The organism is Kiloniella antarctica (genome assembly GCF_042682825.1).
Classification (GTDB): Bacteria; Pseudomonadota; Alphaproteobacteria; order Kiloniellales; family Kiloniellaceae; genus Kiloniella; species Kiloniella antarctica.
This window is the reverse complement of the sequence record NZ_JBHUII010000001.1, coordinates 667,115-683,605: the sequence shown is the minus strand read 5'-3', so window position 1 is coordinate 683,605 and position 16,491 is coordinate 667,115. Positions and strand designations below refer to the sequence as shown.

The window sequence follows — 16,491 nt, the reverse complement described above, 5'->3', positions numbered from 1 at the left end:
ATGCATTGCAGGTTAGAAATTGCTGGTTGGTTTATCACTCAGTGATAAGTTTGACTTTTTGACCACGTTGCAATGGGCTGTTTTCTTTGAGGCCGTTCAACACGAGTAATCTTTCAAGTTTGTAATCTGAAAAAGGCATTTTTTTTGCCAAACTGGCCAGAGTCTCGCCAGAACGTACAGTGTGTATTTTTATACGGTAGGGCTTTAGTTTTGCAGCTTCAGATTTCGAGATTCTTTTGAACGAGTATGTTGTGCGGCGGAAGTCTTCGGACAAGCGATTTGTTTGATTTGGATTGGTAACAAAGGTGAACCGATAAACTTTGTCGCCGTCGAACCTGATTGCAATCAGCCTGAAATCGCGCTGCCCGTTTCTCTGTTTGATACTTATGCTGCCTGTCACGGCTTCCATACCATTGATGGTGATGTTCTCAACGCCTTTGATTGGTGCTTTTTCTGCCCAGGTATTTACGAGATAACTTTTGAGGCTGCCACTGACTTTGCCTTTGGCCCCGTCAAAAATTATTATGGAATCATCTGGCCCGACGGCTGCAACTTTTGTTTTTGAGTTGATCAACCGAAATCCTTCAGGAGCGGTAAAGGTCAGTTTGAGTTCCGGGTGAGAAAAGGTTTGCCCCCGAATGTAACCCTGACTTGGATCATCCCCGTAGAGCATGCCATCAATTTTTTTCAAATAGACATCTCTGCCAATAATCGGATTTTTAACAGCCGTTGTGCCGGCCTGTTTAATCGCACGCTCAATCCGGTCAGCTGTGCGCGGGTGGGTTTGCATGATGTTAAATTTATCAGCACGGCCAGGATCGCCAGCGATTGTGGCGTCAAGACGGCTACTCGCTTGTAGTTGGGTCAAGAATTCACCCATACCGTTTGGATCAAAACCACCACGGGTAAGGTAACGTACTCCGAGAAGGTCAGCTTCAAATTCTTGTTCGCGAGAAAACCCGGTAACAGCAAGATTGCCGACCGCGCTTGCCGCTTGAGCAGCTTCGCCACTGCCTGTCAGAATGCCAACACCCGCGGCGAGGAGGCCTGCGGTTAAGGTGGAGCCATAACGTTCGGCAGAATGTTTTGCTGTCACATGACCAATCTCGTGGGCGATGACGCCTGCAAGTTCAGCTTCGTCATTAGCAAGCGCGAGAAGACCACGGGTAGTGTACACATACCCGCCTGGAAGGGCGAAAGCATTTACCACAGGACTGTCGAGTAAGGTAAAGGTGAATTTTTGATCAGGGGTTTCGGATGTCTTGCCTAGAAAGGTACCGAGCTTGGTAATGTAGTTGGTAAGCGCTGGATCTTCGTTGTAAACTCCACCAAATTCCTTGACGATTTTGGCGTGTTCAGTGCGCCCGACTTCCTGTTCCTGATCGGGAGACATGCCACCGTTAAAAAATGTCCGTCCCGTTGCTTCTGATGTTGAGCAGGCTGAGAGCAGTGGTCCGATTGCAATAAGAGCGAGGGCCAGAAGAGGTTTTCTAAAAGATGATAATTTTAAATCTGTCATGTGTCTCAGGCCTGTTTCTCTTATGTTAGCTAGGTATGCGTCGCTGGGGATACTGTTTTGCATCTCTCTTGTCGAGACTTCTCTTGGGTAAAAAATTCTTGAAGTCAACGCGGCAATCTTGTGAAATTTAAGAGAGAATTATGGCTTTTCTTCGACCTCTAAGCCACATTCTTTCCATGCATTAAAGCCGCCCTTCATGTGGCTGACTCTTTTCACGCCCATATCTTGCAGGGTTTTAGCCGCGAGGGCAGAGCGCCAACCCGAGGCACAGTGTAGGATGAAATGCTGATCTGGAGAAAGAGCTTCTTTGAAATATGGACTGTCGGGAGCAATCCAAAACTCCAGCATACCGCGTGGACAGTGATATGATCCGGGAATACGGCCTTCGCGGGTGAGTTCGCGTATATCCCTGATATCGAGAAGCTTTGCGTCGCCGCCAGAAAGCAGTTCTTTTATTTCTTGTGGTTCATGTTCTGTTATCTCTGATTTGGCAATTTCTAACAAGGCATTCAAACTGATCTCAGAGGAGGTATTTTGATTTTGTGGCATGCTCTCTCCACCCTTGTTTTTATAATTTTATTGTGGGGTCAAAATTTCCAGTTGTTCTGGATGATACAACGATATCATAGGGCCGTTTTCCCAAAACAACCAGCCCCGTATGCGAATACGGTGATCTTTTAATCCCAATAATGACTGTCCCTTATCAACAAATTTTCGGCGGATGTCTGCAGGTAGCTTTATGGTAAAATCTTCACGCCAGTTGTCGCCAAAATTCAGATAGATAACACCTTTTACGTCGGCAGTTTCTTGTATGGTGCCTTCAATGATCTGAAAACGGTCCATTTTACTTTTTGGAATATCGACTGAAAGAGGCTCAAAGGCTTTAAGAGACCAAATCCCTACTTTCTGTTCACGTGCGGTGGCTTCAGCAGCGAGTAGAAATGGAGTGGTGAGTGGTGAGGGGTGCAGTGTTTCTACTCTTGCTAAACCAAGGCTTAACAGGGTGTATTGGAGCCAATTCTCACCGGAAATTTGGATATGAGCGTGTAATCTGTTGTAACGATCACTAAAAATGGTGCTTTGATCTATCATGACCGTTCGCCCAACAAGGTTTTGTGTGTAGTAGTCGCGAATTTTTTTAGTAATACTGCATACTTGGGCTAGTCGATCACAGTCCTGGGTACTTGGTAAATTAAGCTCGGCAGACCTTAATGTTTGACCCGACTTTAGAATGAAATCACCATCCTTATTAATAGCAAAAATTTCAACGGGTTGAGAGAAATCAAGTTTTTTAATAAGTTCGCTTTGGGATTGAGCCTGTACGGGGAGGTTTATCATCAAGCTTAAAATCAGACAGGAAATATATAGGATGGCCTGTCGAGCAGAAGAAAAAGGGATCTGGGCTTTTAAAAAAGACATAGTCCCGTCATAGTGTGGGAAATTTAAAACTGCAACCGTTAATAGTATAGATGGATTTTCTTTGATGAGCCGCCAAGAACTTTATCCTGAAATTGAACCCTACGATTCCGGATCTCTTTCTGTTGGGGATGACCATGAAATTTATTGGGAAATATCCGGTAATCCAGACGGTAAGCCTGTTATTTTTGTCCATGGTGGCCCAGGCGGCGGAACGACACCAAAACAACGCCAGTTTTTTGATCCCGCGCACTATCGCATTGTGTTGTTTGATCAGCGCGGCTGTGGAAAATCCCTTCCGCTGGGATCATTGGTCAATAATGACACGCAACACCTGATTTCCGATATGGAGGCGTTGCGCGAACTGCTTGCCATTGAAAGCTGGCTGGTATTTGGTGGTTCTTGGGGATCGACACTCTCCCTTGCCTATGCACAGGCACATCCCGATCGGACCGAGGCACTTATTCTCAGGGGGATATTCCTGTCTCGCCAATCCGAGCTGGATTGGTTTATGTCCAAGGAGGGTATGGGGGCAATTTTCCCGGAGGCTTATGACGATTTTATTGCAAGCCTGCCCGAAGACGAACATGACGACATATTCAATTCGTTTTATACGAGATTAACCGACCCGGACCCGGCGATACATATGCCGGTTGCAAAGGCGTGGAGTGGTTATGAAGGATCTTGCGTCTGTTTGGTGCCTGACCCCGAAGTTATCGCCGCTTCACGGATGGATAGCAAAGCCCTCAGCACCGCGAGGATCGAGGCGCATTATTTCAAACATGGTAGCTTCCTGCCTGAAGAAGGCCTGTTGGGACACGTGGATAAAATCAGACACATTCCGGCTGTAATTGTCCACGGACGGTATGATATCGTTTGTCCGATTACGACGGCCTATACCCTTTCAAAAGCGTGGCCCGAGGCTGAGTTTCGGGTGATTGATGATGCTGGACATTCTGCCAATGAGCCCGGGATTGCGAAAGCACTGGTTGAAGCCATGGAAAAATTTAAGGCGTTGCCTTAGTTTTTCTAACCTTTCGTCCTTTCTTTTTTCCTTTCTGGGGACCTTAATTTTTTGTGCCTTATGTTTTTTGAGCAGAGGCGTGTTCGAATCGTACACGCGCCCGGCATAGTTGTGGCTGAAAGACTCGCGCCAAAAGTGGCAGAGAAAAGGCAGAGAGAAGGCCATCCGGTTTTAGACACAGCCTCTATAAAATTCAGATCCGCATAGGTTCAGGGTGAGCGCCATTTTGCGGCACTTATTTTTTTCATCGTAATATTTTAGAGTCTGAAATGTGATGACATAAAGGCGGAAAAATCCTGTTTAAGTCACAGATATATCTAGCTTTTCTCACAACACTTTTGACGCTGTTCAGGTCATGGTTTGCACCTTCGAAACCCGAAAGGACAAACAAATGGCGAAACCGAGTGATCTTGAACAATACCAACTAGAACTTATAAACCGTGCACGTCTTGACCCAGAGGCCGAAGCAGCCAGACTTGGCCTCGATCTCAATCAGGGCCTGCCGCCCGGACAGATCTCTGGCGACAGCAAACAACCTCTTGCTTTTAACGAACAGCTTATTGATTCCGCACGGGATCATTCTGATTGGATGTTATCCACCAATACCTTTAGCCACACTGGAAGCGGCGGAAGTGATCCGGGAGAGCGGATGCGTGCGGCGGGCTATAGCACACGTAACTGGGGCGAGAACATCGCATGGCAAGGATCAACAGGACAGATTGATCAAGCCGCGACAACCCTGAGCGAGCATGAAGGTCTGTTTAAAAGTTCCGGCCACCGCACAAACTTGATGAGCGATAATTTCACCGAAGTTGGCCTTGGCGTCCGCGATGGTGAGTTTACAGCTGGCAACGGCGTTTCATATAACGCCCTGATGACAAGTCAGAATTTCTCTGATCAAGGCGGTGATAAATTCCTCACAGGTGTTGCGTATAAAGATGCCGATGGGGATGGCTTCTATTCCGTTGGTGAGGGCCGTGAAGGCATTACGGTAAGCGCGACCCCCACCCCAACTTCAGCGGGTGGCGACGCAAAAACAACTGAAACCTATCAAAGTGGTGGTTATCAAAAGCAACTGGCAGACGGTGATTACAATGTCCGCTTCTCAGGTGGTGATCTTTCCAAGCCTGTTGCTGTCGCGGTTGCGCTGGCAGGTGAAAATGCCAAGATCGATCTGATCGGGGATGATGTTGTGGAAACATCCGTTACCGCAACGGCAGGCGAAAATCTGATGGGGATCAATCTACTGGGTCTTGATAACATTAATGCAACCGGGAACGAGTTGGATAATGTTCTTCAAGGAAACAAAGGGGATAATACCCTTTCCGGGATGGCGGGTGCCGATACACTGACAGGTGGTGCCGGGAATGACATGCTTGATGGTGGTGACGGCGGTGACGTTGCGGTTTACGATGGTAATGCCAGCGATTTTGAGATCACTGAAACTGCTGATGGTCACCAGATCCGCGATCTGCGTGGTACAGAGGGCATGGATACACTAACCAATATTGAGTCGCTGAAATTCAACGACCAGACCGTTCAGTTGTCCCAAACGACACCTACGCCAACACCAACCCCTGAACCTACACCGGAACCAACTCCAGAGCCTACACCGGAGCCAACTCCAGAACCTACACCGGAACCAACTCCAGAGCCTACACCGGAGCCAACTCCAGAACCTACACCGGAACCAACTCCAGAGCCAACACCGGAGCCAACTCCAGAGCCTACACCGGAGCCAACTCCAGAACCTACACCGGAGCCAACTCCAGAACCCACACCGGAGCCAACTCCAGAACCTACACCGGAACCAACTCCAGAACCTATACCAGAGCCTACACCAGAGCCTACACCAGAACCAACACCCGTACCGATTAACCCTGTCACGGGCACAATGCAGAACGATTACCTGATGGGTGAAGACGGTAATGATGCAATCACTGGCCTACGGGGCAATGATGTTCTTTGGGGCCGTGGTGGAGATGACAATCTGTCAGGTGGCAGAGGTCGTGATTTCCTTCTTGGGGGTGAAGGAGACGATACGCTGGACGGCGGACGTGGTCTTGATCTTCTGATTGGCGGCGAAGGCGATGATATCCTGATTGGCGGCGCGGGCAGTGACTTCCTGCTTGGTGGTGCTGGTGCGGATACCTTTATGGTTACTTCTGATCGTGGGGTTGATCGTATCTTTGACTTTAACGCTGACGAAGGGGATGTGATTAACGTTGCTGATCTCTTGGGCGATGTTGGTTATGAAGCAGGCGTAGAAGGCGACGCCCTTGATAACTATCTGCGTGTTGAGGGGAATGATCTTCTGATCCAGAACGATGACGGCCCGTCATGCAATGGCGCAGACAGCGGTTGGGACCGTGTTGCCACCGCAGATTTTGGCGGACAAAGCCTTCAGGATCTGTTGGATAACAATAGCATCATCACAGAAACCGCGAGTGTTTAACGCGGTCAATGTGTTGATTTAAAAAAACATAGTTATTTCAGTTTGCTTTTAGATAAGGCGCAAAGTGAGATAGCTAGAGAACTCTCCCAAAGGCACCCTGTCAGTAACGTGCCTTAACTCAAGACCCCGGTGGTATTCATACTGCCGGGGTTCTTTTTGTCTTGAAGTTCATGGTTGGATAAAGAGCCAGATTAGATACCAGATTAAAAGTCTGATTATGGATGCGCGAAATCGATAAATTCACACACCTTCCCCCCTTGGCAGAAAAGAAACTCTCGACTATACAGAACAATAGTGGTCCCGTAGCTCAGCAGGATAGAGCATCAGATTCCTAATCTGAGGGTCACGCGTTCGAATCGCGTCGGGATCACCATTTGTATAGGGCGTCAAAGAAGCTGTCATCGAAATCGATGCTAAGTTATTGATTTCGTTTGAGCGGGGAACTCATAAGCTGTCTTATGTGAAATAAATCTTACAAAATTTGTTAAATGGCACTATTTGAGTTCAAAGCTTTGGCCGATGACATCTTATGCGTCATTCTCAAGCATGGCGGACACGCTCGAAATCTTCTAAAAGCCTTAAACTGCGTTATTTACGGTGACAGCTTATGTGCCGCCCTACAATTGTTTGAAGCGAATCACTTAATCATAATACAGAATTATCCTCATATATTATACATGAGGTGCCCCCAAACTATTAAAGGTAATTTTTCCAGTTCTTCTAGTATTGGTCAATATTTACACGAGTTTTTTATACGGAATATATAAAATACCGAGGAACACTAAGGGGTGTAATCGGCAACTTGTTATTGGAAATAATTTTTTGCGCTAATGCCTTTGATAAGTATCAGTGTGGCAAAACGATGTCGTTCCATTTTACCCTATGTTCATGCGAAATAGCAGGTTCAACTTTGAGCAAAGAAGTGTAGTGCGGAAATATATCAGCGGGGTTTTGCGCCAGACGAAGGTAATATCGCATGGTTGGTATCACACCATTTGCTATAACCTGACAGCCAGTGCGTTCTCTCACTTCTTTGATCTTTGCAGCCACTTCATCAGTCTGTCCGCAATTTTTATGGGTTGTAAGAACGTAAAAACGATCAACACGACGGGTTATCAGTTTTTTTGCCGCGTCCGTCACGAGGTCAAGCGAAACTGGGATGCCGTGTTTAACCTCAATTGCTTCAAAAACGGTGCCATCATTTTTCTTAATCTCGATGTCGCCTGTAGCGCCGGTCTGCGAGTCGGCGGCGCTGTGAAGTTCAAGGTTTGCCAAGTCCAGCCCCTCAAAGCGCTTAAGCTCTGGCATAATGAGCTTGTAAAGACTGTGCAGTGCTAGAACGGGTAACCTTGATTGACCCCGAGATTTATATTTAGCAAAAAAATGTGCCTCAAAATGCCCCATGATAGTACTGATGTCGTCTATCCGTGGTTCTATTAGATCAATTCTCTTGGCGTTCCGACGAACCACTTGCCCGAGAAACAGATAATTGAGCATGTGCTTAGCATCAACTCCACCTTCTTCAAGTGCGTGATAACAAGCTAAAAATTCATCCTTGACCGCTCTTATATTCTCATCATAGGTAAGAATATATGGCTTGGGACGCTCCAACGTCCGAGTTTGCCATCCGGATTTAGCACCATCAAAATCCTGGTCTCGAAGGAAAGGATAGACGACATTTTCACTGACCCCACGATGGTTAAAGTGCTGGGGGTTTTGTATTTGAATTTGGTGAAAGCGAACATCTACTTCTGGGTATGCAATCTTAATTGCAATTCCGGTAACCAGGTTAGTGAAAGCTGCCGTAGCCGAGCTATCCGCTTTATCGTTCATGGTATCCAAGCTTGCTCTAAGGCCACCAGGAAGACCAAAGGTTTTATCTACGGTATCGTTGCGGTCCATTTCATCCCCAACAATAAGAGCTTTGTTTAGTGTTTCTAGGATCAGGTTATTGTGGTCTGTGTAATCGCTCAAAGGGAAGCTCGTTTCTTTGTAATGTATGAGGTAGCAATTTTTGAATTAGTACGTTGTTTGACAGAAAAGTTCATCTGCTTGCTTTGAGGTAACGTGAACGGGTACGCAATCATGTATTTACCATGCGGAATGGCAATATTTGTCTCGCGTGTCCTAACGTCGTACCGCATTTCTCTTAGCCGCGTTGCTAATTCATCAAATGTTGACACCTGAAAGGCATCTGCCAGTTCCGCCATAAGGTCACTTTTGTTTAAATATTTGGAACAATGTTGAAAATCAGAGGCATACCTAGCAAATTGAAGAATTGCATCCCTCTTCGTCGCTGTAAATTGTGAAATCTGAAAGAATGGATATGGCTCGGTAAAATGCCCATACAGTTCGAATAAAGAACCAAATGAACTGACTGATCGCACCCACTCATCAACAGCATTCCACAGAAGCTGTGGGGCGCTAAGCCCGCTCCCATAAAGTGATAAGTTCAATGTAGCAGTTGGTGTGCCTGAAAAGTCGCGGGCTGTGGACCACACATCAATCACTACTTCTGCAGTTAACTTACCTCGAGCTGCGAAAAAAACATCCAGATGATGCTTATCGTCTCTCGCAGTACCCATCACATTCACTTTGGGCGCTAAAGCTCCACGAGGTGAAAGCGAAAATTGAAAATCTTTCTCACCTTTCGCAATAATTACGCTTCTATTGCGCTTTTTCTGTATTTGCCCGTGAAGTTTTCGCGTCTTTGCAGCCTTCACCCCTTTTCTTTTGTCGAAGGTTAGGTGTTCTTCAGCGCCCAGTAGATCCAATTTCTGTGATGCTTCGAATATCTGATGCGCTACGGCCTGGGCTAAACAAAAAGCGATTTTTGGGGAAACGGAATTGCCAATTTGCTTTATGACAGATGCCCGCTCACCATAAAAACGATAGTCCAGAGGAAAGCCTTGGATCGCTTTATATTCGTTAATCGAAAAGTAACGATTGTCCCAATGAAGCGGCCCCGTATACTTTCCTGGGCTAGCTATAATGGTTTTCATCGGATACTCGGGATGAGCCTTATAGAGAAAATCGGAAAACCGTGATCTGTATGCAAAGATTGGGTTAGGATGTCCGCGCTTGGCCGTAAAGAATAGGTAATTTTGGCCTTCGGGTACCTCTGGCAAAAGATGTGAGTATTTGCCGCCCTCAAATTTCAGTGTATCGGCTTCTGAATTTCTTACTCTCAAGCCTCTGAATGCATCCTTGGGAGAAACGTGCTGAGTGTCATCGCAAGAGTCAGGCCCAAACAACGGACGTGGGAACAAAAAGGGTCCTTCAGAGAGATGCCCTACTAAGAATACTCGTTCGCGATGTTGCGGTACACCATAATCAGCGGCATCTAACAGCCGATAATTCACTGAGTAGCCAAGTTCGTTGAAAGCGGCGACTATCGCGACCCAATCTTGGCCTTTGTTGGTTGCTAAAATGCCTCGTACGTTTTCAAAAACAAACGCCTTAGGCTTAAGATGTCTAATGATGTCACGGTATGTTTCAAAGAGATTGCCTCGGTCGTCCAACCGTCCAGCGGCCCCCCCAGCTCTTCGCCCAGAAGCTGAAAAACTTTGACATGGGGGGCCTCCAACAACGAGGTCAATATTGTCTGGAAGAGTATTAAAGTCGATTGTTCTAATGTCGCCGCAGTGAATATTTGAGCTATCAGAAGTAGAAGAGCCACGGTTGATTCTGAGAGTTTCACAACAATCGCTCTCGATGTCAGAGGCATAGACTATATCGAAGCCTGCTTGTTTGAAGCCTATGTCGAGGCCACCTGCACCGGCAAAAAAACTTGCTACACGAGTTGACTTCACGTCTGATCTTCCGAACACTGCATTTTTAGTTTAATTCCTCATAATCTGGTAGATGACCCTAGCAGATCTAGTTATTCTAAGGTGACGTTGGTTCGTGATACGAGTGAAAAGTTGTAATTTGAGTTTGCGGTCGTTTCCATCACAGTACTATTCTTAGTAGGTGTATCTTTCTGATGCTAGGGTTATCAAATATTTTTACACTAATCCTACGATATTATTGCTATATGTTCCAACACCCAGATAAAAAGAAAATGGCAGACAGAAATATAGTCTTGCTCTAAGTGTCCATAAGTTAATATTCCATGAGATTTACTATTTTAAGCTTTTCAATAACAGCATAAATCTACCATTTAAACATCATAAATTTTCTATCAAGGTATCTTTAATATTAATTTTGGCAATGACGTAGATTGCAAATTGAAACTCGCTCATCAGGTGATCTCTCTGGTCGGCGGCTTTTAAATTTTTAGCAGTGGCTATGGTGTCTTAATCACCTTGGCAGTTAACTACCCACAGTTTTCTGAAATGTTCTCAGGCTTCATCCATCCGTAAATTCCGCTATTCCAAATTTCTTCTTGAGTAATGTCATGTCGCACCCAAACCCAATCATTGGTTTGCACGGGTGCTAATTCCTGAGCGGGATATAACACGATGTCACCCTGTGGAATTTCCCGGATTGTTTCTGATGTGTTATCGGGGGCATTATAGAGATTGGCGCTTTCTGCTCCAGCTGTATTGGATTTAACCATGCAGCCAACCGTCGCATGTGCTGGCGATGTTATGGCGAGAAAGATACTAACTCTCGCCGCATAATGAAGGCACTGTCCTATCAATATACTCTCCATATAGATTTGGAGCGCTTATCATTCCATCGAGAGTGCAATGCTGCAACCGGTCTTTGTGTGACCCTTGCTTTTTTATTTCTCCCGACCAAACATCTTGTTCAACATAAACAAACTGCAAGCGACAGAGGGGCCGATTAGGAAGGCGAACAATATTGTGCCAAGGCCGACGACACCGCCCAAGGCCCACCCGGCAATAACAGCCGTTAGCTCTATACCGCTTCTAACCCATGCAATCGGAAAGTTCGTCTGTTGCTGTATCCCCGTCATCAAGCCATCTCTTGGTCCAGGGCCTAGATTAGCGATCAAGTAAATACCGCCCCCTAATCCGGTAACAAGAATACCTAATATGGCGAGTAAGACCTGAAATATAAACGTGTCAGGTCTTGGAATGTAGGGGAGCACAAATTCGAAGACGAGGGCAATAATAATGGCATTAAGGATTGTTCCGATACCCGGCACTTGTTTGAGCGGCCACCACAATAAAAGCACAGTTATACTGACGATAAAAGTCGATAGACCAATACTCCACCCCGCTATGTTGCTCACACCCTGAGCAAGGACAGTCCAAGGGCTTACGCCTGTTCCCGCAGCGATAAGAAGGGCTTCACCAAGACCAAATATTATAAGGCCAAATACCAAAAAGAGTACGGTGATAAGGTTGGGTCGTAAGTTTAGGGGTTTTGGGGAACTCCAGGCCAAGGAAGGTACACCCTTAACCGAGAGAAATGAGAGACTGGGAAATAGTTTCATTATGGGTTACCCATCATATATCTCGCATTATTAGGCCATCCATTACAGGCCATCTATCAGAGGCCGCGCATCTGGGGCGAACGGAGCAAGTGGGTTTGGTTTTTTGCGAGAGCAATAACGTCCAATAACTTATCCCGATCCTTTGGTAGATTACCAGCCAGCGGCAAACAGTTCGAGGCATGGTTGGAGCGGAAAATGACCGGCTTTGGCGGGTTAAGAAGCTTGAGCAAGTGTTCTTGCTCAATGAGGATTGCATCGTCATCTTGAAACTGAAAACCCTCTTCTTGTCCTGCCATGAACTCATCAACTACGCCCTCATCAAGCGTGAGTTGAAGTGTTGAAAGGTAGGTCGGTGGATGTTCATTGATAAGCTTTGCTGTCCCCGCAATGTGGTCTTCCCATCCGGCCTGTCCTGCTAGTCCGAGGATTACAGTTGCCGACACTTTCAATCCAGCTGCGTTCGCATTGTCCAATGCCATGCCATGGGTCTTTTGCGAGGCCCCTTTGATGACACGTTTGAGGACGTCCGTTGATCCTGATTCTATCCCCATATATACGAGGTTAAGCTTCATACTTTTAAGCTCACGCAATTCATCAACAGATTTATCGATTAGGTTCTTGGGCGTTGCATAGGCCGATACGCGTGTAAGTGCGGGGAAGGTTTCGTGGAGCTTGTTTAAAATCGCGCGCAGATTATCCATCGACAGGGTGAGGGCATCCCCATCGGCAAGGAACACACGACTTGCCGTGGGCCATTCACGTGCTGCGCTGTCTATATCTGCGAATACCTGCGCAAGCGGTCTGGCGGTGTATGATTTGGTCTTATACATAGAGCAAAAGGTGCAATAGTTTGCTGAACATCCAAGAGTGGCTTGAATAATCAGGTTATTGCCTTCACTCGGAGGGCGATAAAGGGGCATATCGTAATAAATTGTCGTAATCCTCCAAGGTGGGCAAAGTGGCAAAGTGGGGTATGCCCCAAAGTCGGGAAACATAGAAAGACGAGTGATACCCGAAAAATTCAAACTCATCTTTAGTATGTTACGGTTCTTATGTTGATTATAAAGTATAAACCACAAAACTCTCGGGATTAAGTAACATATTAAGATCCAGTATCTAAATTTCGGGAAAGTTCACTTCGCGATGCTTGATTGTACAATGGGGATTTAAAGCTGGAAAACTTATCGAGATACTCTTCGCTGAATACTATACAGCATAACAATATTCACGTGCTCGCCGTCGGGTGATAGAGGCACAAATATTGTTTCGTCGCCGACCATAACGCCATTTGAATTGGGAATATCTGAATCATCGTAGGCTATGCCTTGGGTCATTATGACGTGACCATAGTTTCCCCAAGCATCTTCCCAGGTATTCGCATGAAAATTATCTTTTACACTTTCACCTGTGGGGTCTTTTCCACGGACGGCAACTTCGTTGGTGCCAACCAATCGATAGGTTAGCTCAAGGGTTTCTATGTCGACATCAACCAAAGTTATTCCCGGTAAAAATTCGATCATCTCAATGGGATCAAAATCACTTCGTGAAGGAGTAGAGTTGTTCTTACACTTTGATTTCCATAATTGATAGAATGCGGCGATGCGTTCATCGCAACGATCCAAAAAACTTTCATCAAAAACCCGTGCATTAAATTTCATAGGCTTTGTCATTGAATGGAGCTTTCAAAAATGAAACGACGTGAATTTATAAGAGACTAAAGTTGAGTCTAATTTCTAGAGAGCAGGTACAAATAGATTGATAGTGTATATCCCAAAAAAACTAAACAATTTTTGTGAGATATAAATAATTGTTGATGCTTTCTTCTCTTCACTTCTTGATGAGTGTTATTGATGAAGATAATGAAATCACGGGGTAACGAAGAAACAAGGGGAAATCGGTGGGGTACAAACTGTATTATGCATCAGGAAGTGCCGCGATGGGAACGCGCGTGCTGCTGGAAGAAATTAGTGTGTCGTATGAGTTAATACCCACGAAAATTTCCAGTGATAAGACGCGATCGCCAGAATTATTGGCACTAAACCCGAACGGTTGGGTGCCGGTGCTCATTTGTGATGATATTACAATGTACGAAGGTGCCGCCATTGCTATGTTCTTGTGCGCTCGTCATCCAGAGGTAAGGTTGGCTCCAAAGATTGATGATCCTGAATATGGCTTGTATTTACAGACGTTGGTGTATTTCTCTAGCTCTGTTCAAAATGCATTTCAGCTCAACTATTACCCTGAACGGTTTGCGAATACGTCGGCTGATGAACCAAGCGCGCAAAGGCGTGGTATCCGTCGTTTGAGAGAAACTTGGAAGGTTATTGATGATCAAATTGGAAGTAATGAATGGGTGTTGGGTGATCAATTCAGTGCCGTCGATATCTACCTTTTCATGTTGACTACTTGGTTAGATCCACTGCGTGGACATCCGTCAACGGACGCGTTCCCGAATGTTAAGCGCATTGCCAATACCGTCATGGCACGACCAAGTGTTCAGCTTGTCTATGATCAATGGATTACAGAGAATAAATAAAACTCTGATATTAGTCATGCAGGTGGATGAATAAGTGTTCACTATTGTTCTGAACGGAAATAATTGTTGATGCTTTCTTTACTTCGCGGTTTGATGGGGACAAGGAATTTTAACCCATAAAATAAATAACGGTTAAACAATGTTTGGTGGTGATTAGGCAATGAATGAAGAACTGAAAACAGCGGAAGCACTTTTGGAACAACTGATCCAATTCGGAGTAACCTATGGTTTCCAGATTCTGGGTGCCATTATTGTTCTGGTTATTGGTCTTAAAATTGCCAGTTGGATCGGGGGCAAGGTCAGTGGCATTTGCATCAAAAAAGAATTTGATCAGACTCTTTCATTGTTCATTGGAAGTATTGTTAAGGTCGTTATCGTTGTCTTTGTCATTATTATTACGCTTGGTAATTTCGGGATCAGCACGGCCCCGCTTATTGCCCTGGCAGGTGCGGGAGCCTTTGGTGCGACGTTGGCTATTCAAGGGCCCTTGTCCAACTATGGTGCAGGACTTTCCATCATCCTGACTCGACCCTTTACCATTGGTGATACGATTATCGTAAAAGGCGGTAGCGGCGTGGTGCATGAGGTCAAACTGGCCTATACCCAGCTGATCGGTGAGGATAAAGAGCTGATCACAATCCCCAATAAGAGAATTGTCGGCGAAGTTATCACCAATTCGCACAGTAGCTCGATTGTGGAAACGAGGATCCCGGTGCCTCATCATGAGGATGTTGATAAAGTCATTGGGGTATTACGTAAAGTTCTGGAAAATGATCCGGATATTCCTGATGAACCAAGTCCTCAAATTGGTGTACATGACTTTACTTATGGCGGCGTGATTCTTGGTTTACGCTATTGGGTGCCAAGTCAGCAATATTTCCAAAAAAGATACCGTATAAATACCGCGTTGCTCACAGCTCTCAAAAAAGAGGGCGTTGCCCTTTTGAACGTAAGCCATGGCGCTGTATCACTTGAGGCGACCAGTGCCGATTTAGAAGAGCAAGCTTAGGCTTAGGGCAATATGCAATCGACGCAAATATTTACGTGTCATTGAGAAGCTGAAACCAAAAAGCTAACATTATTTAGGTGTTTTTGGCGCCAGCTTCTCAATTTTTTCGTCTAATTTATCAAACCGATGGATTAGGGCGCGCAGGTCATCATGCGTGAGCGCCGCCATTTCGGTTATCTTGTCGTCAGTATCGTTTTCGTGTGAAGTCTGCATGGCATCCACTATAATACCGATAAATAGGTTCAGAACGGCAAAACTGGTGATGATAATAAAGGGAATAAAGAAAATCCAAGAGTGTGGAAAGATCTCCATTGTTGGGCGAACGATCCCCATAGACCAGCTTTCAAGTGTCATGATCTGAAACAGGGTGTAGGCAGACGCAGAAATGGTGCCGAACCATTCTTGCATGTTGGGGTCGGGATGTTGGCCAAACAACTTGGTTGTCAGAACGGCCGCGACATAAAAGACAATACACAACACTCCGATGACGGAGAGCATGCCGGGGATGGAATGGACAATGGCGCCGATAACCCGTCGCATTTGCGGGATGACAGAGATCAGTCTCAGCACACGCAAAATACGGAATGCCCGTAGAACGGCAAAGGCACCACTTGCCGGAATCCAGGCAACAGTGATGATAAGCAGATCAAATAGATTCCAACCGTCCTTAAAAAAGTTCATGCGATAAGCAAAAAGCTTTAAAGAGAGCTCGATGGAAAAAATAACCAAAATTACTTTATCTACCCAAAAAAGGAGTTCGGTGTTTTCAGGGCTTAGGTTCGGGTTGGTTTCGAGACCTAAAGTAATGGCATTTACGACAATCAATGCTGCAATAGCGAAGGCGAATTTGTCCCCCTTCAATAGCTTTTTGAGTTTGTCAGTAAGGGAAAGAGATGCTCCCTGAATAAGTGATTTTGTCATAAATACAACCAGAGCTGATTATTGTGCCGATGTTCTACATGCTTTTAACGCAGAAATGTATTTGGTCAATCTTCTTGGAATTTAAAGGTGTAGAAGTAAAGCGTTGTAAAATTGGAAAACAGGGAGGTATCAACTCATAATGATAAAAATAGTTTCACATGTTTGAAGTTATTATCGTGGGAAAGTTAGGTTACTCTGGGTGAT

14 protein-coding genes and 1 tRNA gene are annotated in these 16,491 nt (G+C 45.5%); 5 read left to right on the top strand and 10 right to left on the bottom strand.

Translation table 11 applies throughout. The features are described from left to right. Positions 1-34: 34 nt before the first annotated feature. From ACFSKO_RS03275 to ACFSKO_RS03265, 3 genes are all read right to left on the bottom strand, one after another. Positions 35-1,519, bottom strand: coding sequence for a M48 family metalloprotease (locus tag ACFSKO_RS03275; protein ID WP_380248370.1), 1,485 nt, complete (start codon positions 1,517-1,519; stop codon positions 35-37). A gap of 138 nt (positions 1,520-1,657) precedes the next feature. After that, positions 1,658-2,068 (bottom strand): rhodanese-like domain-containing protein, encoded by a 411-nt coding sequence (locus ACFSKO_RS03270; RefSeq protein WP_380248368.1) that lies wholly within the window; start codon positions 2,066-2,068, stop codon positions 1,658-1,660. Positions 2,069-2,095: 27 nt separating this feature from the next. After that, positions 2,096-2,938, bottom strand: a complete 843-nt coding sequence (locus ACFSKO_RS03265; protein ID WP_380248366.1) for a thermonuclease family protein — start codon at positions 2,936-2,938, stop codon at positions 2,096-2,098. Between the two features lie 64 nt (positions 2,939-3,002). On the opposite strand from ACFSKO_RS03265, the gene pip reads away from it, so the two are divergent. The 3 genes from pip (at position 3,003) to ACFSKO_RS03250 (ending at position 6,787) form a co-directional block, all read left to right on the top strand. Next, entirely contained in the window at positions 3,003-3,959 is a 957-nt protein-coding gene (gene pip / locus ACFSKO_RS03260) for a prolyl aminopeptidase (RefSeq protein WP_380248364.1), read from the top strand. Positions 3,960-4,350: 391 nt separating this feature from the next. Further along, on the top strand, positions 4,351-6,414 hold the full coding sequence (locus tag ACFSKO_RS03255; RefSeq protein WP_380248362.1) for a CAP domain-containing protein: 2,064 nt from the start codon (positions 4,351-4,353) through the stop codon (positions 6,412-6,414). A 296-nt stretch (positions 6,415-6,710) separates the two neighbouring features. Next, a tRNA-Arg gene (locus ACFSKO_RS03250) sits at positions 6,711-6,787 on the top strand. Between the two features lie 473 nt (positions 6,788-7,260). Here ACFSKO_RS03250 and ACFSKO_RS03245 read toward each other — a convergent pair. The 6 genes from ACFSKO_RS03245 to ACFSKO_RS03220 all read right to left on the bottom strand — a co-directional run bounded on the left by ACFSKO_RS03245 (position 7,261) and on the right by ACFSKO_RS03220 (position 13,479). Next, on the bottom strand, positions 7,261-8,388 hold the full coding sequence (locus ACFSKO_RS03245) for a hypothetical protein (RefSeq protein ID WP_380248360.1): 1,128 nt from the start codon (positions 8,386-8,388) through the stop codon (positions 7,261-7,263). Then, entirely contained in the window at positions 8,385-10,226 is a 1,842-nt protein-coding gene (locus ACFSKO_RS03240) for a DNA cytosine methyltransferase (protein WP_380248358.1), read from the bottom strand. The genes ACFSKO_RS03245 and ACFSKO_RS03240 overlap by 4 nt, the downstream gene beginning before the upstream one ends. A gap of 506 nt (positions 10,227-10,732) precedes the next feature. Continuing rightward, entirely contained in the window at positions 10,733-11,059 is a 327-nt protein-coding gene (locus ACFSKO_RS03235) for an SH3 domain-containing protein (protein WP_380248356.1), read from the bottom strand. An 84-nt stretch (positions 11,060-11,143) separates the two neighbouring features. Continuing rightward, complete coding sequence (yczE, locus tag ACFSKO_RS03230) at positions 11,144-11,821, bottom strand: membrane protein YczE (RefSeq protein WP_380248354.1); 678 nt, start codon at positions 11,819-11,821, stop codon at positions 11,144-11,146. Between the two features lie 56 nt (positions 11,822-11,877). After that, the gene (locus tag ACFSKO_RS03225; protein ID WP_380248352.1) at positions 11,878-12,816 is read right to left on the bottom strand and encodes a radical SAM protein; all 939 of its coding nucleotides are present in this window, start codon (positions 12,814-12,816) and stop codon (positions 11,878-11,880) included. 186 nt (positions 12,817-13,002) lie between these two features. Beyond that, the gene (locus tag ACFSKO_RS03220; RefSeq protein WP_380248350.1) at positions 13,003-13,479 is read right to left on the bottom strand and encodes a PAS domain-containing protein; all 477 of its coding nucleotides are present in this window, start codon (positions 13,477-13,479) and stop codon (positions 13,003-13,005) included. A 239-nt stretch (positions 13,480-13,718) separates the two neighbouring features. Between ACFSKO_RS03220 and ACFSKO_RS03215 the strand changes: the two genes are divergently transcribed. Beyond that, complete coding sequence (locus ACFSKO_RS03215; RefSeq protein WP_380248348.1) at positions 13,719-14,357, top strand: glutathione S-transferase family protein; 639 nt, start codon at positions 13,719-13,721, stop codon at positions 14,355-14,357. Positions 14,358-14,517: 160 nt separating this feature from the next. Continuing rightward, a complete protein-coding gene (locus ACFSKO_RS03210) occupies positions 14,518-15,366 on the top strand; it encodes a mechanosensitive ion channel family protein (protein WP_380248346.1) in 849 nt (282 codons plus the stop codon). A gap of 69 nt (positions 15,367-15,435) precedes the next feature. Here the strand turns inward: ACFSKO_RS03210 and ACFSKO_RS03205 are convergent, their stop codons facing one another. Then, on the bottom strand, positions 15,436-16,287 hold the full coding sequence (locus ACFSKO_RS03205) for an ion transporter (protein ID WP_380248344.1): 852 nt from the start codon (positions 16,285-16,287) through the stop codon (positions 15,436-15,438). Positions 16,288-16,491: the final 204 nt, after the last annotated feature.